The sequence below is a fragment of the Heyndrickxia sp. FSL K6-6286 genome (assembly GCF_038630395.1).
GTDB classification, from domain to species: Bacteria; Bacillota; Bacilli; order Bacillales; family Bacillaceae_C; genus Heyndrickxia; species Heyndrickxia oleronia.
The window spans coordinates 4,521,647-4,543,373 of the sequence record NZ_CP152029.1; the positions used below are offsets into that span (position 1 = coordinate 4,521,647).

The window sequence follows — 21,727 nt, forward strand, 5'->3', positions numbered from 1 at the left end:
ACAAAAATGGAAAATATTGAAGATTCATAGGATCTTACTCCTCTATTTTCTCTTCATAATATTCAGAAACCACCTCTTTAGGCACCATACTGCCACCTGTTGCCCATACAAGATGAAGTGCATTTGATACTTTATCATTTAATTGATGGCAGTCTAAATATTTCTTTCCTTCTATCGTTCTAAATAATTGAATTGGCCCATAAAATCCTGCTAGGGCAGAAGGCTCTAGAAAAAGATTTTCAGTATCAACTAACTTCCTTAAAAAGGAGAAAAGTCTTTGATCATCGATGGTATAGCAACCACTAAGCAGGTGACCAATTGTCTGCCCAACAAAACTTGATGGTCTACCGACTGCTAGTCCGTCAGCTGCTGTTCGATTATCTAGACCAAAGTCAAACACAGAGATCCTATCATGAAGACCTGTCATTTGACCAATGAGAAAACATGGTGAATGAGTCGGTTCCGCAAAAAAACAATGAACATTTTCTCCAAACTCGTTTTTTAAACCATATGTAATTCCTCCAGGGCCACCCCCCACACCACATGGTAAATAAACAAATAATGGGTGATCTTCATCTACAATAATATTTCTTTTTTTGAATTGTTCCTTTAAACGGGATGCTGCTGTTGCATAGCCTAAAAAAAGATCTTTCGAGTTTTCATCATCAATAAAATGACATGTCGAATCGGTTTCAGCCTGCCTTCTTCCCGCTTCAACTGCATGACTATAATCAGTTTGATATTCAATTACGGTCACACCTTTACGACGTAACAGATTCTTTTTCCATGTCATTGCATCTGAAGACATATGAACAGTCACTTGAAAGCCCAATGCTGCACCCATAATCCCAATACTTAAACCAAGATTCCCAGTGGAGCCCACAGCAATCTTGTATTTTGAAAAAAGCTCCTTGAACCTAGCTGATGAAAAAATGGTATATGATTCCGTATTGGTAAGTAATCCATTTTCAAGAGCAAGATCCTCAGCATGTTTTAATACCTCATAAATACCCCCTCTTGCTTTAATTGATCCAGAAATAGGTAGATGGCTATCACATTTTAAAAGTAACTCACCACTTATATCGATTTTATAGACATGTTCTAGCTGATTCTTCATTTTATTAATTTTTTTTAAAGGAGACTCAATAATTCCCTTTGTATGTAAAGTTTCAGGAAACATCGTTTCAATAAAAGGAGCAAACCTCTCCAATCGTTCTAAACCATCAGTAATATCTTTGCTTGATAAATATTCCATTTCTTTCTTTGTACCATAATCAATATTTCTCCAAAATACCTCTTCCAGACGAGAAATTTTCTCGAGTAAGGGATAATCATCCTTCCATTGCTGAACATCTTTCCCTGCTATTAAATTACTAGACACAGTTAGCCCTCCTTCTTTATCAATTTCCTATTTATATTTCAAACATTCGTTTTATTGTTTAGTTATTCCTCTATTTTTTAAGGCTCTTTTCTCAATCATTGTTGGCATTTCGCTAAAGAGTTTAACTGAAATTAATTGGTTGAATTCCGTTAAATATCTTTTTCCACTAAAAAAAGAGCCGCTTCCTTTAGAACTTGCGGGACCCTTTATTAGATGTAAAAGCCTGCAGTAGTGCATATATATGCCACAAACTAAATGACAATAGCCTTTTAAAAGTCCGATTTGTTTTTTAGTGCTGGATAAAAGTAAAAATGGGAAACTATTATAGTTTCCCATTTTCCTTTTCTACTTATAAGAAATAGAGACCGTTTGAGCAGACAGCCCGAGACTCTTTGATTCTATCGTTATCATGATTTCCTTTTCTGCTGTTTTATGAAGGCTTGTTAGATTAAGAATTCCGTTTCCCTGTGCCTTTTTACTAATTCCTAGATCCTCCGTGCTTTTACATAGCTGTGCATAAAGCTCCGCTTCTGTAAGCTTTCGTTCAAACTCTTTTTCTGCAATGTTTTTAATCAATGCCGCTGCTCCACTGACATGTGGCGTTGCCATTGAGGTACCACTTAGCTTCGCAAATTTTCCACCTGGATAAGTCGAGAAAATCTCAACTCCTGGTGCAACTAAATCTATTTCATCATTCGTATTTGAAAAATCAGCCAAATTCTTCTCTAAATCAACTGCACCAACTTGTACAACCTCAGGATAGGCACCTGGATAATCTAATTCATCTGTATTATCACGACCGTCACCACTATTTCCGGCAGCACATACCACTAAAATATTTTGTTGAACAGCTTTTTTAATTAACTGGTGTTCTTCTTCTTCTTCAGGTCCACCGAGTGACATTGAAATGACAGAGACCTTTTCACCATCTGGTCCTTTCCAATTGATTGCATAATCAATCGCCTGATTAATCCACTGAACGTCTCCTGTACCGTCACCCTTTAATGCTTTTAGTGCTAATACACTTGCACGTGGCGCAACTCCTACAACACCAAACTGATTCATAGTAGCTAATATGGTTCCACTAACATGTGTCCCATGACCATTATCATCTTGATAATCACCGGAACCAGTAAAATCCTTCCCATCAATAATTCGATCCTTTAAATCTGGGTGATTGCGGTCGATACCTGTATCTATGACTGCGATAACTACGCCTTCACCATAGTCCGCATCTTCCCACAATTCTTCTGCATGAATTAATTTAATGCCCTCTGGAATGTTCTCCTCAACTGAATCTACAACTTCTATCACCTTATAAGGAATTAACTTTCTTTCCATGATACTTCCCCTTCCATTGATAGATTTACTAACATTCCTTACCCTTATTATATATGAAAATCATCTAAAATAACAGAATTTTCTAAAAATGAGAAAATTGTACGAGATATTCTTTTAATAGGTAAACTTTTATCCTACTAGTTTCTATATTAGTCCCAAGTTAGAAATCTATTAATTCAGTACATAGGTTCCGAATGATTCATTTTATAAACTAACCCCTCTATTCATACGTGATGCGAAAAGGGGTGTTTTCAACATCTTTTCAAGAATGGCTATCTACACGTTCTACCTTCTATATACGTAAATCTATATTCTGTAGTGTTATCTCTCAAAGAATATGTGTTTAAGATTAAAATGAAACAAAAATAAGAACATCCTAATTGAATGTTCCACTGAAAAACTTCTAGCAATTCATCTTTTGCTTCCAAATCTTCCTCCTTTTTCTATCCAAGTATAATATTGATTAAATATATTTATCTTTCGTCTAAAGTAAAAAGGGATAATAATCATTATTGAATATAATACAACCATTATGATTAGGAAAGTTAATAAAGATACAAAGATGTTGTCCTTTAAACTACTACTTATAAATAAACTAAAAAACATTATTAAAAATGAAATTAGAGCAAATCTTTTATAAGCTATCATAATGTTATCTCACCTCCCTTTCGTTTAATTTTACAATATAAGGAAGGTAGCCTAAACCAACATTTTCACATTCAAAAGACTAACTCCCTCTTTTTGAAGTTAGCCTTTTGCTTTAAATCTTTATAGTTTACATGTTGGTTATCAAAGCATAAATTGTCTGTCCTACACTTTAATCTCCTTCATGCCCCACAGATATACAAACAGTCAACTTTACCAGTAGGAGTGCAAGTGACATACAAGCCGGGTCCCATTTAAGCACATCTCATATACTCCAACTTGAATCCTGTATATTTACAGTGCTTCATTTACTTCTGTTCTTCTTTCAAATTTCTAATTTCCTTCTCTAAATGTTCTATTTTTTCCACTAATGGAGCTAATGCCTCTTGAAGAAGTACGCGTAAACGATCAGTCTTTTCACTATCCATATTATTCATCCTCTCTTTTTAATTGACTTTTTCATTTATATTATAAGAAATATGATTTAAATTATTGGTGATGAAAATCACAATATCTATTAAAAATTGACAAAATCGCAGTTAACTATATAAATAGATTCTTCGCAAAAAATAAGTTAAAAACCTAATTTCTCCGCTATTGCCCCTTTCATAAACAAATTACCTACATAAACTATTTTAAAAATTGCTTAATAAGCAGAGGTAAGGAGGAGTTTTTAGTGGATAAATTTGAAACGAAAGGAAAGGAAGTTGATCCTTCAAAACCAGAAACCATTCCTAAATTTATCGATGAATTACCCATTCCACGGGTATTAAAACCAAAAATGAAGGCTAACGATAAGCCTCATTATTATGAAATTGAAATGAAGGAGGCCAAGCATCAATTCCATAAACTTTTTCCACTTACAACCATATGGGGTTATAACGGAACTTATCCGGGTCCAACAATTAAGGTTCAGCGTAATCAAACCATAAAAGTAAAATGGATGAACCATTTACCAGAAAAACACTTTTTACCCATCGATCGATCACTCCATGGGGCAGCGGATTCACCAGATGTAAGAACCGTTGTTCATGTTCATGGAGCAAATGTCGCTTCAGAAAGTGATGGGCATCCGGAGGCATGGTTTACTACAAATTTTTCACAACGGGGTAGCACCTTTAAACAGAAAATCTATCAATATACAAATAATCAAAGATCTGCAACATTATGGTATCATGACCATGCAATTGGAATTACCAGACTAAACGTTTATGCAGGACTAGCGGGTTTTTTCTTAATCCATGATCCTAGGGAAGATCATTTACAGTTGCCGAAAGGAAAATATGATATTCCGCTAATGATCCAAGATAAATCTTTCCAAGCAGATGGAGCTTTATTTTACCCTGAAAATACGAATCCTCCTGTATCAATTAACCCTTCAGTAGTACCAGCATTTAATGGCAATACCATTGTAGTAAACGGTAAAATTTGGCCATATCTACGAGTAGAACCACGAAAATACCGTTTTAGACTATTAAACGCCTCCAATACCAATGCCTATACATTAAGGTTCGACAATGATCACCCGTTTTATCAAATTAGTACTGATGGAGGACTTCTGTCCAAACCTGTTGAACTTAACTCACTTCCATTGGAGCCTGCTGAACGCTCAGATATTATCATTGACTTTACCAATTTAAAAGGTGAAACATTCATACTACGAAACACCAATGATGACGGGGATTTAAGTATAATTATGCAATTTAAAGTAAATCTCCCCCTTTCAGAGAAAGATACAAGTGATATTCCAAATTTTCTATGTTCAGATCATTCATTTGATATTAGTTCAGTTCAAAGAAATAGATTATTAACTTTAAGTGCTTCAACTGATCATTTTAACAGGCCAATGCTTCTACTAGATCATCGTATGTGGGATGATCCTGTTACGGAGAAACCCGTTCTTAACAGTGTTGAAATTTGGAAGTTCATTAATTTAACACCTTTTCCACATCCGATTCATGTCCATTTGGTTCAATTTAAATTAATAAATCGGAGACCTTTTGACATCGACCGTTTTAATCAGGATGGATTCATTCAATATACCGGTCCTGCTAGAGAGCCTGAACTTTATGAAAGAGGTTGGAAGGATACTATAAAGGTAGAACCTGGTACGGTTACAAGTATTATTATGAGATTTGAAAATCATATCGGTGATTATGTTTGGCATTGTCATATATTGGAACATGAAGATCATGATATGATGAGGCCAATTAAAGTCATCAAAGAATAGAAAAGTTCATCCTCCATCGAAGAGAATAGATTGACTCCTTGATAGAGGATTTTTTTTTTGACATTTTTGTCGAAAAATAGTTATTTATTCAATAAATTATCAACTGTGCCTTATTGATTAAAATGGATGTATTTGTTATATTTTAATGAATTCCGAATATTTTAAACTATCGAACAAGGAGGGTAGATGATTTAAATTAGTCTATTTTTATTTAATAGGGAAGGAGTATAATCATGAAAAATAAAGTTCTTTCAATTCTAATCTGGACCGTTATTTCAATTATCGGTGCAGTTGCTTTCGCCTTACTTGGATTAGCTAATGGAGAAACTATTTCCGCTGCTTGGCTGATTATTGCCGCTGTTTGTACATATGCTGTTGCATATCGCTTTTATAGTAAATTTATTGCTTATAAAATTTTTAAATTAAATGATAAAAGGGCAACTCCTGCAGAAGTAAATGATGATGGAAAGGATTATGTTCCTACAAATAAATGGGTGCTATTCGGACACCACTTTGCTGCCATCGCTGGTGCAGGTCCACTCGTAGGTCCAATTTTAGCTGCACAAATGGGATATTTACCAGGTGCACTTTGGATCATTATCGGTGTAGTTCTAGCTGGAGCTGTACAAGATGCAGTGATTCTAATGGGTTCTATGAGAAGGAATGGGAAATCACTCGGACAAATGGCCAAGGAAGAGGTCGGTCCTTTTGGTGGAATCATCGCCTCAATCGGAATTCTTGCGATTATGGTCATATTATTAGCAGTACTTGCACTGGTTGTAGTGAAAGCGCTCGCTGGTTCTCCTTGGGGTGTATTTACTATTGCTGCCACTATTCCTATTGCTATACTCATGGGAGTATACATGAGGTATATTCGACCAGGTAAGGTGCTCGAGGGATCAATTCTTGGATTTGTTTTATTACTATTGGCTCTATGGGGTGGTCAATACGTTGCTGAAAATCCTACATTAGCCGAAATGTTTACTTTTACAGGTGGACAATTAGCTATCATGATTGGAATTTATGGCTTCGTAGCTTCCATTCTACCTGTTTGGTTATTGCTCGCACCACGTGATTATTTAAGTTCCTTTTTAAAAATTGGTGTCATTTTTTTATTAGCAGCTGGAATTTTAATTGTCTTGCCAGAATTACACATGCCAAAAATTAGTCGCTTCATTGATGGGTCAGGTCCTGTATTTGCAGGTAACCTTTTTCCTTTCTTATTCATCACAATAGCCTGTGGTTCCGTTTCTGGTTTCCATGCGTTAGTTTCGTCGGGAACAACTCCAAAAATGATCGAAAAAGAATCTCATTCCCGATTTATTGGCTATGGAGGTATGCTGATGGAGTCAGGTGTCGCGATTATGGCTCTTATCGCTGCTTGTTCTCTACATCCTGGCTTATACTTTGCGATGAATTCACCTGCAGCGGTGATAGGTACAGAAGCATCACAAGCCGCCTCTGTCATTTCCACTTGGGGCTTCCAAGTTTCAGCGAGTGAAATAACGAATGCAGCAAAGGAAATTGGTGAAAGTACTATCATGTCTAGAACAGGCGGTGCACCAACATTAGCAGTAGGAATGGCTGAAATTTTCACTAGCTTTTTAGCCGGTGCTAAAGCCTTTTGGTATCACTTCGCCATATTGTTCGAAGCCTTATTCATCCTTACAACCATTGATGCTGGAACGCGAATAGGCAGGTTCATGCTGCAAGACCTAGTAGGTAATTTCTATAAACCATTTGCAAAAACGAATAATTTAGTAGCAAATATTATCGCTTCTGCCATTATTACCATTGGATGGGCTTATATCACCTACCAAGGGGCTATTGATCCTTTCGGGGGAATTAACTCCTTATGGGCATTATTCGGAATATCCAATCAAATGTTAGCGGCTATTGCTCTTGCAATTGCAACGACTATTATTATAAAAATGGGCAAAGCCCGCTATGCTTGGGTCACCATTATTCCATATGTGTTTCTAACAATCACAACCTTGGTAGCAGCATGTATGAAGCTATTTTCCAAAGTTCCATCCATCGGGTTTTTCAGTCACGCTAAAATCTATCAGGATGGAATTGATGCCGGTAAAGTCATCGCTCCGGCTACCGATATGGAGGTCATGAAGCAAATTGTGTTTAATGATCGACTAGATGCTATATTAACAATTATCTTTATAGCAATCGTTCTTCTAATGGTTATCGCTTCGTTTAAAGTTTGGTACGATATATTAATTAAGAAGAAAAAGGCTAAATTACATGAAAGTCCTTTTGTCCCATCTAAATATCCAAACATTCCAATTGGAAGGTGAAGATAATGAAAAAATTAAATCCCTTTTTCAGCAAGATTGGCTGCAATATCAAAACAATATTTGGATTACCTAATTACCAAATTTACGTAGAACATCGGAAGAGAAAGCATCCAGAAGAGCCGATCATGTCTGAAAAGGAATATTATATGTTTGCATTAAAGGAAAGATATGAGAGTGGAAAGGTAAACCGCTGTTGTTAAATACGGTGCTGTCTATTAAGAGGATTCCTTTTAGTAGACAGCACCCTTTTTATTCCCAGCCCTGAATATCCAATTGTTGCTCGCGATTAAATAGACCAGGGTAGATTAGAAAGCCAAGGATAATAGAAGTTAATGTAGCTGCGGTCATAATCAAAAATACAATAAGAAGTTGAAGACGAACGGCTTGAATAGGATCTGCCCCTGCAATAATTTGACCTGTCATCATCCCAGGAAGTTGAACAAGACCAATGGTTTTCTGGCTATCAATCGTTGGAATTAAGCTAGACCTTATCGATTGCTTTAGAATTGGATAAATCGATTGCTTTTGACTCCCACCAAGTGATAATACCAAAAGCACTTCATCTTTCCTCATATCCAGCTCTCCTTTTAAACGATTCAAAAAGAGGCTAGCGATTACCATCGAATTACCAATAATCATTCCGCTGATAGAAATAATATATTGCGGAGTAGCAGGTACAATATGTAGCAGTAATAAAAAGCCCTGTGTAATTGCTTCAACGATTAAGATTGTTAAGTAGACTTTCCAAAAAATATGTGGTAATCCCCTCCCCCGTTTTGCTGCATTACTACTTGCTACTAAAATCATTAATCCAATCATCACGATCATAACGAGGGGATTTTTAAAGCCAAATACCATTTTAAGTATATAGCCAATGATCATTAACTGAATGGTTGCACGGACACTCGTTATTAGTAAGTCACGCCCAAGTCCTAGTTTAAATGCTGCGGATAGAAACAGTGCAATAATAACAAAACCAAAACTAAGTAAAATAGTAAGCAGGTTCATCTCATATTCCTCTTTAACTCTAAAAATTGTTGGGTTTGTCGTTCGCTTGGTGCCTCGAAAAATTCATTCGTTGGTCCTGCTTCAATCAGTTTACCATCTAATACTAGCCATGTTTGGTCCCCTACACGTTTCGCTTGATCAAGATCATGTGTAACCCATAGGATGGTTGTACCATGTTCATGATTTAATTTTTTAATTAGCTCTTCCACTTCATGGGAAGAAATAGAATCTAAAGCGGAGGTGACTTCGTCAAGTAATAAAATAGAGGGATCATTTACTAATGTCCTAGCTAGCGATAGCCGTTGGCGCTGTCCACCAGATAGCTCCTTCGCAGGACGATCAAGTAAATCCTCTGATAACCCAACGTACTCCATATATTTTTTCGGTTGCGCCAATGTTCGACCATGTAATTTTGCAGGGAGTATTAAATTATCTAAGGCACTTCCTTTAATGAGCGGAGCAGATTGAAAGGCAATCCCCACATAGCATCTAAGCTTTTGTACATCCCATTCGCGAATCTCTTTCCCACGAATAAAAATTTCCCCTTCGGTTGGAGTACTTAATAAGTTGCATAATGACAATATAGTACTTTTTCCAGAACCAGATGGACCAATAATCGTCGTAATCGTACCCTTTTGTATCTTTCCATTAATTCCTTTCAATACCTGTATGGTCTCATTTTTATTTTTAAACTCCTTACTTACATGTATGAACTCTAATTCTTCCATTTATCCTCCTTAGTGCCAGGCATCATTTATGCATATTAGAATAAAATAGCCTGACACATATGAAGAGCTTACATTTTTATTCTGTCGTTTTCTTTTATTCATTTTTCAATGCTTGTTTCTCATTAGTAATGTTTTAACTACTAATAATAGGTTATTTAATGGTTTTCCGCTTCGGATACCTTTCTCTCTCTTTGATTACCAAGAAACCTTTTTTTCCTCTCTAGCGGGCACCTTTTTCCCTCTTTGGTTACCGCAAAACCGCTTTTTCCTCTCAGGCGGGCACCTTTCTCCCTCTTTGGTTACCGCGAAACCGATTTTTCCTCTCTGGCGGGCACCTTTTTCCCTCTTTGGTTACCGCGAAACCTTTTTTCTCTCTCTAACGGGCACCTTTCTCCCTCTTTGGTTACCGCAAAACCGTTTTTTCCTCTCTAACGGGCACCTTTCTCCCTCTTTGGTTACCGCGAAACCGCTTTTCTCTCTCTAGCAGGCACCTTTCTCCCTCTTTGGTTACCGCGAAACCGCTTTTCTCTCTCTAGCAGGCACCTTTCTCCCTCTTTGGTTACCGCGAAACTGCTTTTCCTCTCGGGCGGGCACCTTTCTCTCTCTTTGATTACCGCGAAACCGATTTTTCCTCTCTGGCGGGCACCTTTCTCTCTCTTTGGTTACCACGAAACCACTTTTTCCTCTCGGGCGGGCACCTTTCTCTCTCTTTGGTTACCGCAAAACCGCTTTTTCCTCTCTAGCAGGCACCTTTCTCTCTCTTTGGTTACCGCAACAGCAAACTTTAATGACAGGCACGATCTAATTCTCTAAAAGAACCACCGTGCCTATCACTTAAAGTGCCTTATTGAAATTTTACACAAACTGGATCAGGTACTTTTATATCTGATTGTAGCAGCGTTAATTTTCCACTCACTGAATCTCTTTTAAATAGAACAAGGTTACTGGAATTTTGATTGGATGCAATGAGATAGTTTTCTGTTGGATCCAATACAAAATCTCTTGGCCAATTACCTTCTGTTAAAGTATGTTCGATAAATGTTAATTCACCTGTCTCTTGGTTCACACCGTATACGGCAATGCTATCATGTCCACGATTGGCAGCGTAGACAAAATGGCCATCTGAAGAAATATGAATCGCACTACCTTGACTATTTTCAGTAAAATCACTTGGAAGCGTTGAGATATATTGAATTATTTGGAAACTTCCATCCATATTATTATATTGCAAGGCAACGACCTCTGAACTCATTTCTGTCATTAGATATGCATAATCCCCATTTGGGTGAAAGGTTAAATGTCTAGGTCCACAGCCAGGTTTTAATGATAGTTTATTGGCTAATTTTAATTGGCCATTAACGACTTCATAAGTAATGAGCTGATCAATTCCTAAATCAACGACCGCAACATATTTTTCATCTGGAGTAAATCCAGCATAATGAACATGTGGCTTTTCTTGTCTTTCTTTATCCGGTCCTGATCCTTCATGCTGGATGATAGATGATACTGGTTCAAGGCTTCCATTACTAGTCGTTAAATAGGCTTCAACTATTCCCCTATGATAGTTCGCTGTTACAACCGTCTTATTTTTGCTATCCACACTTATGTGACAAGGCGATGCACCTGGTGATAGTTCTCTATTTAATTCCTCTAACTCCCCACTATTCTTAATAGAGAAAGAAGCAGCACCACCTTGTTCTCCCTCTTTTACAACCGAATAAAGATATTGCTTATCCTGACTAACTGTTACATATGTTGGGTTATCTAATGATGCTGCTAGCTTTACACCTTGAATTCTAGCTTCCTCAGTATCCAATGAAAAAGTATAGATTCCTTCGCTTTCTCCTTTTGTATATGTTCCTATAAATCCAGTGAAATTTGCCATTGCATAATCTCTCCTTTTAAATGTTTATTAGGCTAAAATGGTTATCCTAAATATACCATATTGCATTTCGAAAGAAGAAAAGGAACGCTTTTTATCACTGATAAAAGAATGTTTGGATAACTACAATGAAATCATTCCAGCTTTTCCACTTTTGTCTAATATGTGATATAACCAAATTTCGAAACATACAAAAGATACATATATAGAAAAGAGACTCCACCCAAAGGGTTCCTCATTCATTTAAATAACCATTCTTCATTATTTTCCAACCTAACCAAATGCTCCATAAATAGGGCGGTGCCGAAGTCAAAGGAATAAGAATATACCCCATATTAAAGGATAAGAACGTTAATAAAATTCCAATCACACCTATTAATCCGGAAAAAAAGGCTCCTTTTGTAAATAAGCTTGGCAAATCAGTATGGGTTTGTTTAAGACTCCATCCATATAAACAAATTCCTAGCCAACTACACATAACAGCAAAATATCCAGCTAACAATCCAAGAGAGAAAAATGCCTGCCATAACTCAAGAAGCACCCTATTCCTACCCTTAATAAACTCTTCTCCTAAAATTGGTAAAGCTGTTAGCTCAGCAGCTAGGATAAATATCCACAGGCTTAAGGAAACAAAAAATAAACAAGAGCCTAATTTAGCCGACTTGCTTCGATTTGCAAAAAAATGTTCACTTCCTGCCAAACCGATTAACCATAAGGAAGTGGCAATAAGCATTAAAATATGGTCCCACATCCAGAAATCGGCATCGCTAAATCCCTGAAATGCAGTCTTCCCATCATAAGGATTAACTAATGGTGGATGGAGTAGCGTAGCAATTAGCATAAGTATTGCACCTATAATAATGGATGTCCCAATTAAATAATTACTAAAATTTCTACTAGACATGACTATCCTCCCAGAAACAACCTTCTTCTTCTCAGCATTCCCTAATCTCTAAGTAACCATAGCCTATCCTTTTATTTTAAAGTTCTTAAAAAAAATTGGACTACGCCAAAATGATTGATTGTCAAAAAAACGGGGTATATAGAAATACAAACTAATAACTAAATATGCCTACTACCTGCTTTTGCATTCAATAAAGGTCCCGCGGTTCTTTATAAGCTCCATAAATTGCAGGGCTTTTACGAACTTCAACCTATTTTTATTAATTACAACTTTACCTAAGTAACAGCAATGTTTGAGAAAGAAAAATGATTAAAAAGGCTAGGTGAATATTATGCTATATTCAAAAATATTAATACCTTATAATAATACGGATCTATCAAACAAAGCTTTAGAAACGGTTAAAAATTTCGCAAAAGTGAATCCGAATGCCGAAATAGATCTTTTGTTTGCCAACCAAGTTCCTATTCCCACGTATCCAGGGGGCGTAATGATTCAAGAATCCCAAGATAAGTTCAATGATTACGCTGATGAAACTCTAGAAAATGCAGTTAACTATTTAGCTGACCTTCAAAACCCCATCCATAAATATATTGTTGATAGTCAACCAATTACGGCAATCCTAAATCATGTAGAGACAAATGAGAACGATCTAATTATTATGGGAAACAGGGGATTAAGAGGAATTAAAGAGTTTTTAGAGAGTGTAAGTCATGTCGTCGTTCAAAAATCTCCTGTACCAGTTTTACTCGTAAAATAATACCTTATTTCATTCTAACCGGGGCTATCCCAACATTTTCAGATAGCCCCAACTATGTTATTTCAATCTAATCATTGCTTAGTAATCAAGGTTAAATTCCCAAAAATCAGGGTATAATGCCCCTCTCCATGCTCGATAAACTTGCCGATGTGAGCCTTGTTCGAAACCAGTAATCTTTAATTCAAAGACTACGTTTGCATTTGAATCATTTGTTACCTCGACTACTCTACTTTCAGCAGAATCATTTTCGCCTAAAATATATCCAGATGTAATAAGTCGGTTCCCCGTACTATTTTGATAAACTGCATTTCCGACAATACTAGAAAAGAAATCTTTCCCTCTGCTTTCTCCATAGGACCATACTTCTTTTACTGTTCTAGTTTTTTCATTAATCCGATATTGAACTGCGCGACTATATTTCTGACTTTCTGTTTTGTTGCCACGAGAAATTACATTATTATTATCAAATAATAGGATATCCAGTGTATCAGAATTGTTGTCCTGATCTGGCAAAATCATTGGTGCATGTTGGCCGGCATTATATTTAAAATCCTTTCCATTTTCAGTTAATAAAAATTTCTTATAGGAATTCGGCCAATCTTCATGATCTGCTAGGATCCATTTTATCTTGCTTGTTGAATAATCTATTTTCATTACGGTATCCTGATGCCTACCAGATATAATAAGAGAGTCATCAGATTCATCATAAACAATGGCATTTAAGTGGAACCAATCTACCTCACCATCTTCCCCGCTAGGTCCATCATATTCCATATAAAAATTTTCTGGTAAAATATCCTTTAAGTCAATTGTATGGACAACTTCTCCTGTCTGACGATCGATTTCCACAATAACATCTTCAATATACTTCTCATCAGAATTCACTGTAGCTAGTAGATTTCCATTTGGCATCTCAATTAGATCATGGTGGATCACATCTGAGTTAGTATAAGTTTGGGGTTGGATGGTATAGGCATTGCTCAATTTTCCAAGCATGTCCATTTCTAAAATTTCATTATATTGCTTCTCCTTTTTTGTAACGTACAAAACATTTCCGTTTTTCAATCGCTTGAATGTGGCATGTATTGGCAGTGAGCTAAACCATCTTACGTCCCCATTATTATCTACTGCGTATCCATATCCAAAACTGGACTCAATAAAAGTTAGACCATCCTCCATTTTTTCTTTATTCGCTTTAACGACTTCATTTTGTAAAAAATCTTCTGGCAAAGATTCTGTTTCAATCCTCAATTCTTTCGTTTTTACAGTCCCATCTTCCGCTTCACTTTTAATCTTTACGGTATTATTATAATCCGCATATAAACCAATAATCGGTATTTCATGTTCTGTTTTAAAATCAGAAATAGTTTTAGTAATAGTTGATTCGGTATCCTTGCCCTCCACCGTTATTGTAATTTTGGTTTTTTCTTTTGTTTTAAACATAACTAAGGCTGTTAATGGTGCTACATTATAGGGGTCCTTGATAATATACGGATCTGTAAGGCTATAATTTCCTTTTTTATATGTTTTCATCATATCGCTACTTGTTTTTTCTTGGGTAGCCAAACGTTCAACATCATATGCAGAAGAGACTGTTGTCTTAGGTATTACTGAGCTGCTTTCACTTTTCATATTTTTTAAAACAATCACCATTCCTCCAATAATCAATAATAAAGGTAGTATTATAATAAATTTTTTCAATTGATGTCCCTCCACTTTACATTTCTACAATAACTTTCAATAGAACAAGTGAAATGGTATCAATAAAAAATTAATTTTAAATTAAAACTGTTGTTTGTCGCTTTTGTACTAGGTTCAGCGTTATTATATGTTGCTCTTCAACTCATTTTTATTGGTTAAAACACTCCATAAATATAAAACGCAAAAAGGAGTAATCCTTATTGGACTACTCCCATTTTATTTAGTTAAACCAATTTATTAATGTGCAGTATATCCACCATCAACAAGTAATGTTGTTCCATTAACAAAGCTTGCATCATCACTTGCTAAGAATAAAACCGCCTTTGCAATTTCTTCAGGTTTTCCAAGTCTACCTTGTGGATGTAGAGATGCTAGATATTCCTTTGTTTTAGGGTCAACCTTATTTAATAATGGTGTATCAATATAGCCAGGACAAACTGCATTTACACGAATTCCATCCTTAGCATATGCTGTACATAAATTTTGTGTTAATAGTTTTACCCCGCCTTTTGCAGAAGAGTAAGCAGTCGGATTTGGTAACGCAACAAAGCTATGGATTGACCCAGCATTAACAATGACTCCACCTGTGCCTTGTTTTTGAAATTGTTCGATTGCATATTTATCAGAAAGGAAAACACCTGATAGGTTAATATCAATAGTTCGTTTCCATTTTTCATATGTTAGCTCATGTGCAGGTGCATCATCTGCAACTCCCGCATTCGCATACATAATATCTAGCTTGCCATATTTATTCACTGTTTCAGAGATCATATGTTTAATTTCTTCTTCTTTAGTTACATCTGTCTTAACAAATAATGTATCGAAGCCATTGGCATTTAACTCATCAGATAATGCTTGTCCTCGATCAGAAAAATCTGCAATGACAACTTGTGCACCTTCCTCAGCAAAAAGGCGGACCGTTGCTTCACCAATTCCACTTGCTCCACCAGTTACAATGGCTACTTTATTCTCTAATTTCATCTTTTTCGCTCCATTTCAATAAAATCTTGTACTATAATTCGCTTCTTCTTCTCTTTAAAAGGATACTTATTTATTATTTTGCAGTTGCTCCACCATCTATAACGAATTCAGCTCCTGTAGAAAAAGCGGATTCGTCAGAAGCAAGGAATAACACAGTGTTGGCTACATCTTTAACAGATCCTAGATGGCCGAGAGGGAATAAGTTTTTGCCTAATTCATCTTTTGAACTTCCTGTAACCTCAGAAGCATAATCTGCCATTCCTGTATCAATGTATCCAGGATGGATCGAGTTAACTCTTACACCAACATGAGCATATTCCATCGCAGCATCCTTAGTCATAATACGAACAGCACCTTTACTTGCACCGTATAGAACATGTCCAGGAGAGCCCATTAAGCCAGCTATTGATGAGGCATTAATGACTGAACCTTTCTTTTGTTTAGCCATTAATGGCATAATATGTTTCATTCCTAAAAATACACCTGTTACATTGATTGACATTAAGCGATTCCATTCGTCTAATGCAATTTCTGCTAGTGGTTTAATCTTATAAATACCTGCATTATTAAAAAGAATATCTACTTTCCCAAACTGATCAATCGTTTCTTTTGCTACCTTTTTCCAATCATCCTCGTTACTCACATCATGATGAATAAATATTGCTTCGTTACCATTAGCCTGTAAATCCTTTACAGTTTGACTTCCAGACTCTTCATTAATATCGGTAACAACAACTTTTGCCCCTTCCTTTGCAAATAAAAGAGCTGTTTCCCTGCCAATACCTGTGCCACCGCCGGTAATAATAGCTACTTTATTTTCGAGTCTCATGAATTTCACTCTTCTTTCGTCTAATATTATTTCCTAAGTAGGAAAAATCAGAAGTAAATAATATTACTAATAAATAAAGAACATATAGATTCAGTCACTAGCTATACTTCTATCCTACTCCTTTCATTTTTAAATACTATCCTATATAATGCTGTATAATTGTAAAATGAATATCCACCATTTATAGGGGTACTTTTTGTTTTAAGGAGATTGAATTCTTATGACACAAGCGTTAGGTCATTACGAAGAAATTACGTTTGAACAATTTATCATATTTATTAAATCCCATCATCAACAACTCGAGGAAAATATCAATTCTTACTTGAACTTAGAAACAGCCATCTCAGAATCAGATAGAAAAGTCATCAAAAATCTACTCGATACATTTTTGCAATTTTTAACATCACCAAACATACAGAATGGCAATGACGTATATAAGAGTTATTTAGACAATTGGCTCCAATCCCAATTATCAACCTTGACAATGAAACGCTTTAACTTGTTTCGTTTACTCTTTGAAAAATCATTTATTACACTTATGCTCCAAATAAAACATAACCGAACAAGTTCTTTTTTAATGTTTTTATTATCTATCTTTACTTATCTTGATTTCAGCTATGAAAAATGGATAGAGGAGCCCAAAAAGAATGCGAAACAACATAATAAAAATAAGGAACTGACGAAGTTCGAGTTAATTGATCAACTAAATAAACTACTTATTTTATCTTCAGGTGTTCATGATTTAGCATTTATCTTAAAAAAATGTGAAGAATATTTTCACTTTAAACGATGCGTATTCTATGCTTATATTCCGTGGTCTAATCAATTCTATGGGGTAATAGGTTCTGAACTTCCGAAGGTACAAAGTATGAAAGGCCATCTCAATCCTAAGCAAGCAATGCTATTTAATACGAAACAGCCCATTTTTTTAAAGAATCCTGAAAATTTCATTAAAGAAGAGCATATCCATTTATTTAATCTATCTTCTGTTATATTTATCCCAATTGCACATGATAATCAATTATATGGCTGGTTAACATTTGATCAATTAGGCGAGGAATTTGATTGTTCTAAAGAGGAACTGGATATTTTAGAAGAAGTAGGTATACGCCTTGGTCTATTTTTTGCAAGAAAGAGTGAACAAGTAGCGAAAACAACTGGGCTTCATCTAACAGAACGAGAGACGATGATTCTTGATTTACTAGCTGAAGGGTATGATAATAAAAAAATGGCGGAGTTACTATATTTAAGTGAACATACAGTAAGGGATTATGTGAGTAGTTTAATGACAAAGCTTAAAGCCAAAAATCGTACACAGGTTGTGGCATCAGCCTTCCGATTAGGATTAATAAAGTAATGTTTCGAAAATAAAGGCTCTTTCCTCAAACATTGTTGCTATTTAACTAAAGTTTTAACGAATAACTATCGGCTAAAAACTGCTACACATCTCATTTTACCGAGAAAAGAGCTTCAACCTATACAAAAACAGCCAAAATAAAAAAGAGGATGATATGATGTCTGCATCCCCAAAGTTAGATTCCACTTGGAGTGCAAGACATACATGGTCACCCTCTTTTTTCGTATACAATTTAATTCGCCTTCTTTAATTGTTTACTTCTTAATTGTCCACAAGCAGCGTCAATATCCGTTCCATGCTCTTGACGAACAACACAATTAATTCCATTCTTTTTCAATGTATCATAAAATGTCATAATTGATTCTTGTGTACTTCTTTTATATTGAATATGTTCACTAACCGGGTTATACGGAATGAGATTCACATATGCAAGATGGCGTTTATTTTGAAGAAGCTTAGCAAGCTGTAATGCTTCTTCTTTATGGTCATTCACATCATTTAATAGAATATATTCAAATGTAATTCTACGATTTGTTTTTTCTAAATAATAATCAATAGCAGGCATTAATTTCTCTAATGGATAAGCACGATTGATTTTCATAATTTGTGTACGTAGCTCATTATTAGGTGCATGTAAAGAAATAGCAAGATTAACTTGTAAATCTAAGTCTGCAAATTCGTAAATTTTAGGAGCAAGTCCACTAGTTGAAACAGTAATATGTCTTGCACCAATTGCTAGACCTTTAGGTGAATTGATATTTTTTAAGAATGTAACTAAGTTCGTAAAGTTATCAAATGGCTCTCCGATACCCATCACTACTACGTGACTTACTCTTTCATCTTTACCAATTTCATCTAAATGCAATTGAACATTCATGATTTGTTCAACGATTTCACCACTCGTTAAATCACGATTTTTTCGTAAAATTCCACTTGCACAGAAAGAACAGCCGATATTACAACCTACCTGGGTTGTTACACAAACTGATAAACCATATTTTTGTCTCATTAGCACGGTTTCAATTAGATTTCCATCTGGTAGTTTAAATAGAAATTTAACGGTACCATCCTTTGATTCCTGTTTAATTTCAAGTTGTAGTGTATGCATGTTAAAATGTTCTTCTAATAATTGGATACAATCTTTATTTATATTACTCATTTCAGCAAAACTTTTTACACGTTTTTTATATAGCCATTCCCACACCTGTTGTGCACGAAATTTCTTTTGTCCATGTTCCAAAAACCAGTCTGTTAATTGATCTATTGTTAATCCATAGATGGATTCTTTAGTCATTCGTTACCCTCTTTTCAAAGATACTTTTTCACATAACTTCTATTTTACATGAATCTGTGATGATTTTCTATCACTATCTCTTAATACATAATTGTTCCAGAAAGTCGGCTCTTCCTTCTGCTTAACGAATAATTTTTATATATTTTCATGAAAAATAAAATAGTCACTATAATTCGATTCTTTCGCACGGTATAATGCTTCATCGGCAAACTTAATTAAATTCTTTTTTTTCATCGTATGATCTGGATACAGAGCAATGCCAATTCCTGCACCTAAAAGAATTTGATGATGTTTAAAAATTAATGGTTTTTCAAATGAATCTATAATTCGTTTAGCAATATCCTCTACAATATCAACAGAATCTATCTCTGGGAGAACTACTCCTATTTCATCCCCTCCAAATCTCGCAACCGTATCCGTTTCGCGGACACATGCTTTGAGTCTCCTTGCCATTTCTATTAGTACTGCATCTCCAGCATCATGACCAAATGTATCGTTAACAAGTTTGAATTTCCGTCCATCAATCATCATAAGAGCCACTTTCTTATTTGAACGATTTGCATTACGAATTGCCATCTCTAGCCGATCATCAAAGGTACGTCGATTCGGCAAATCAGTTAGATAATCGTAAAAGGCCATTTTTGCTAATTCATCACGATGCTTCTTTTTTTCAGTAACATCTCGAGCAACAGTTACTAACTGTATAACTTCTCCTTGTTCGATTATTGGGGTAGTTGTAATTTCCAACCATATATAATGCCCCTTCTTATGTCGTAATCGAATCTCGATAGATGTTGGTTTGGCGCCTTTTAGAAAGCCTTCAAATCTTTTCTTTATGATTGGAATATCATCAGGGTGAATATATTTCGTAAATAATTGACCAACATACTCTAAACTGGAATAACCAAGAATTTTCTCATTCGATGGAGATACGTACTCTATCACTCCTTGAGGATTAATCATCTTAATGACATCAAAAGCATTTTCAGTAATTAATCGAAATTTCTCCTCACTTGTTTGGAGTTCCTTTTGTGCTCTTTTAATTTCCGTAATATCTTTAGCAATTCCATGTACTCCTACTACGTGATTATCTACAATAATTGGAATATTGGTTACTAACACTTCTTTTGAGTGTCCAAGCTTAGGTTTTAATTTGATTTCATAGTTTACTGCCTTTTTCTGTTCAATCGTTTGTTTAAAATGGAATAATGTTCTTTCCAGATCGTTCGAATCAACTAAAGGGATAAATGACGTCCCAATTAATTCATCAAATGAGTAACCAGTTACTTTTTCAACTCCTAGGTTCCCACTTGTAAAATTCCCGTTAAGATCAAAAGAGAAAATAGCCTCAGGATGATTCTCAAATAAGGATTTGTACCTTTGCTCACTTTCTTTTAACCGTGTTTCTAATCGACTTTTCTCCGTAATATCTTGTGCAATTCCATAGACACCAACTACGATTCCATCAACAATAATTGGTACGTTTTTAACATTTAAATGAACCCTTTCCCCGCTCTTTGTATAGATCCAAGTTTCATATTCTTCATTTCTACCACTCACAGCCCTTCTAAAATAGCGAGTGGTTTCTTCTAAATATTCTTCAACAATAAAGTTGATAATTGATTTCCCAACAAGTTCATTTGTACGGAACCCTGTAATTTCCGTAATTACTTTATTAATACTAATAAAATTTCCTTGTAAATCCGACTCGTATATTGCATCACTATTATGCTCGATCAAGGAAGATAATCGTTTTTGACTCTTCTCTAGCTTTCTTTTTGTCTCTATGTTTTCTTGCTCTTTTCTTTTTCTTTCAGTAATATCTCTGACAATTCCTATAATATATCTTACTTGTCCATTTTGGATTAATGGATTAAGAGATGTTTCTCCTATCATTTCTCCCTCAGATGTTACAATCTTCTGGATAAATTCTATTGATTTTCTTGTTAAAATCACCTTATTGTAATAAGAAATCATCCTAGAAGCGTGCTCTTTCGGAACAATCTCTTCCACCCTTTTACCTACAATATTTTTTCCCGATTGAAGAACCTTAGATGTTGAATGGTTAGCATATACATAGCGAAAAGAAGTTCCATCTGACTCTATAATAAAAATTAAATCGGTGATCGAATCAAATATAGTAAAGAAAGTTTGTACATTAGATCCTACATCTTCTAAGAAACGTTCCATGAGCCGTTCCTCTCTTTCCTCATATCACAACAATTATGAACTTTTCATATGTTTTTACCTATAATATAAGTTTTCATAGATCATACGCAACTTCGATATCATTAGTAATATTAACCAAGTAGCGCAGTTTGTCATACATTTTCCCCATTATTACAGATAATTATAAAGGGGTTTTTAGGAACTAGAGATT

16 protein-coding genes are annotated in these 21,727 nt (G+C 35.3%); 5 read left to right on the forward strand and 11 right to left on the reverse strand.

The annotated features are described in order from the left end of the window. Positions 1-34 precede the first annotated feature (34 nt). Together MHI39_RS22855 and MHI39_RS22860 are read right to left on the reverse strand one after the other, a co-directional pair. The gene (locus tag MHI39_RS22855; protein WP_342540285.1) at positions 35-1,381 is read right to left on the reverse strand and encodes a D-serine ammonia-lyase; all 1,347 of its coding nucleotides are present in this window, start codon (positions 1,379-1,381) and stop codon (positions 35-37) included. 345 nt (positions 1,382-1,726) lie between these two features. Continuing rightward, entirely contained in the window at positions 1,727-2,722 is a 996-nt protein-coding gene (locus MHI39_RS22860) for a S8 family peptidase (RefSeq protein WP_342540286.1), read from the reverse strand. Between the two features lie 1,321 nt (positions 2,723-4,043). On the opposite strand from MHI39_RS22860, the gene MHI39_RS22865 reads away from it, so the two are divergent. The 3 genes from MHI39_RS22865 to MHI39_RS22875 all read left to right on the forward strand — a co-directional run bounded on the left by MHI39_RS22865 (position 4,044) and on the right by MHI39_RS22875 (position 8,106). Further along, positions 4,044-5,597, forward strand: coding sequence for a multicopper oxidase (locus MHI39_RS22865; protein WP_342540287.1), 1,554 nt, complete (start codon positions 4,044-4,046; stop codon positions 5,595-5,597). A 233-nt stretch (positions 5,598-5,830) separates the two neighbouring features. Continuing rightward, a complete protein-coding gene (locus MHI39_RS22870; RefSeq protein WP_078110034.1) occupies positions 5,831-7,906 on the forward strand; it encodes a carbon starvation CstA family protein in 2,076 nt (691 codons plus the stop codon). A 5-nt stretch (positions 7,907-7,911) separates the two neighbouring features. Then, entirely contained in the window at positions 7,912-8,106 is a 195-nt protein-coding gene (locus tag MHI39_RS22875) for a YbdD/YjiX family protein (RefSeq protein WP_058003182.1), read from the forward strand. A gap of 49 nt (positions 8,107-8,155) precedes the next feature. Here MHI39_RS22875 and fetB read toward each other — a convergent pair whose 3' ends face one another. From fetB to MHI39_RS22895, 4 genes are all read right to left on the reverse strand, one after another. Then, positions 8,156-8,914: an iron export ABC transporter permease subunit FetB gene (gene fetB, locus MHI39_RS22880; RefSeq protein WP_058003183.1), complete on the reverse strand. Its 759-nt coding sequence runs from the start codon at positions 8,912-8,914 to the stop codon at positions 8,156-8,158. Next, complete coding sequence (locus MHI39_RS22885) at positions 8,911-9,642, reverse strand: phosphate ABC transporter ATP-binding protein (protein ID WP_342540288.1); 732 nt, start codon at positions 9,640-9,642, stop codon at positions 8,911-8,913. The genes fetB and MHI39_RS22885 overlap by 4 nt, the downstream gene beginning before the upstream one ends. Positions 9,643-10,486: 844 nt before the next feature. Continuing rightward, a complete protein-coding gene (locus tag MHI39_RS22890) occupies positions 10,487-11,527 on the reverse strand; it encodes a lactonase family protein (protein ID WP_342540289.1) in 1,041 nt (346 codons plus the stop codon). Between the two features lie 232 nt (positions 11,528-11,759). Then, the gene (locus tag MHI39_RS22895; protein WP_342540290.1) at positions 11,760-12,428 is read right to left on the reverse strand and encodes a hypothetical protein; all 669 of its coding nucleotides are present in this window, start codon (positions 12,426-12,428) and stop codon (positions 11,760-11,762) included. A gap of 331 nt (positions 12,429-12,759) precedes the next feature. Between MHI39_RS22895 and MHI39_RS22900 the strand changes: the two genes are divergently transcribed. Then, the gene (locus tag MHI39_RS22900) at positions 12,760-13,185 is read left to right on the forward strand and encodes a universal stress protein (protein WP_342540291.1); all 426 of its coding nucleotides are present in this window, start codon (positions 12,760-12,762) and stop codon (positions 13,183-13,185) included. 78 nt (positions 13,186-13,263) lie between these two features. On the opposite strand, the gene MHI39_RS22905 is transcribed toward MHI39_RS22900, so the two are convergent. The 3 genes from MHI39_RS22905 to MHI39_RS22915 form a co-directional block, all read right to left on the reverse strand. Then, positions 13,264-14,886, reverse strand: a complete 1,623-nt coding sequence (locus tag MHI39_RS22905) for an aryl-sulfate sulfotransferase (RefSeq protein WP_342540292.1) — start codon at positions 14,884-14,886, stop codon at positions 13,264-13,266. A 237-nt stretch (positions 14,887-15,123) separates the two neighbouring features. After that, positions 15,124-15,867, reverse strand: coding sequence for an SDR family oxidoreductase (locus MHI39_RS22910; protein WP_259548124.1), 744 nt, complete (start codon positions 15,865-15,867; stop codon positions 15,124-15,126). A gap of 73 nt (positions 15,868-15,940) precedes the next feature. Next, positions 15,941-16,696 carry a glucose 1-dehydrogenase gene (locus MHI39_RS22915; RefSeq protein WP_259548125.1) on the reverse strand — a complete coding sequence of 252 codons (756 nt, stop codon included), beginning with the start codon at positions 16,694-16,696 and terminating at the stop codon, positions 15,941-15,943. A gap of 220 nt (positions 16,697-16,916) precedes the next feature. Here MHI39_RS22915 and MHI39_RS22920 point away from each other — a divergent pair, with 220 nt between their 5' ends. Then, positions 16,917-18,053: a LuxR C-terminal-related transcriptional regulator gene (locus tag MHI39_RS22920; protein WP_251339067.1), complete on the forward strand. Its 1,137-nt coding sequence runs from the start codon at positions 16,917-16,919 to the stop codon at positions 18,051-18,053. A gap of 232 nt (positions 18,054-18,285) precedes the next feature. Here MHI39_RS22920 and rlmN read toward each other — a convergent pair whose 3' ends face one another. Further along, positions 18,286-19,347 carry a 23S rRNA (adenine(2503)-C(2))-methyltransferase RlmN gene (gene rlmN / locus MHI39_RS22925; protein WP_342540293.1) on the reverse strand — a complete coding sequence of 354 codons (1,062 nt, stop codon included), beginning with the start codon at positions 19,345-19,347 and terminating at the stop codon, positions 18,286-18,288. A 135-nt stretch (positions 19,348-19,482) separates the two neighbouring features. Then, positions 19,483-21,537: a PAS domain S-box protein gene (locus tag MHI39_RS22930; protein WP_259548126.1), complete on the reverse strand. Its 2,055-nt coding sequence runs from the start codon at positions 21,535-21,537 to the stop codon at positions 19,483-19,485. Between the last annotated feature and the right edge of the window lie 190 nt (positions 21,538-21,727).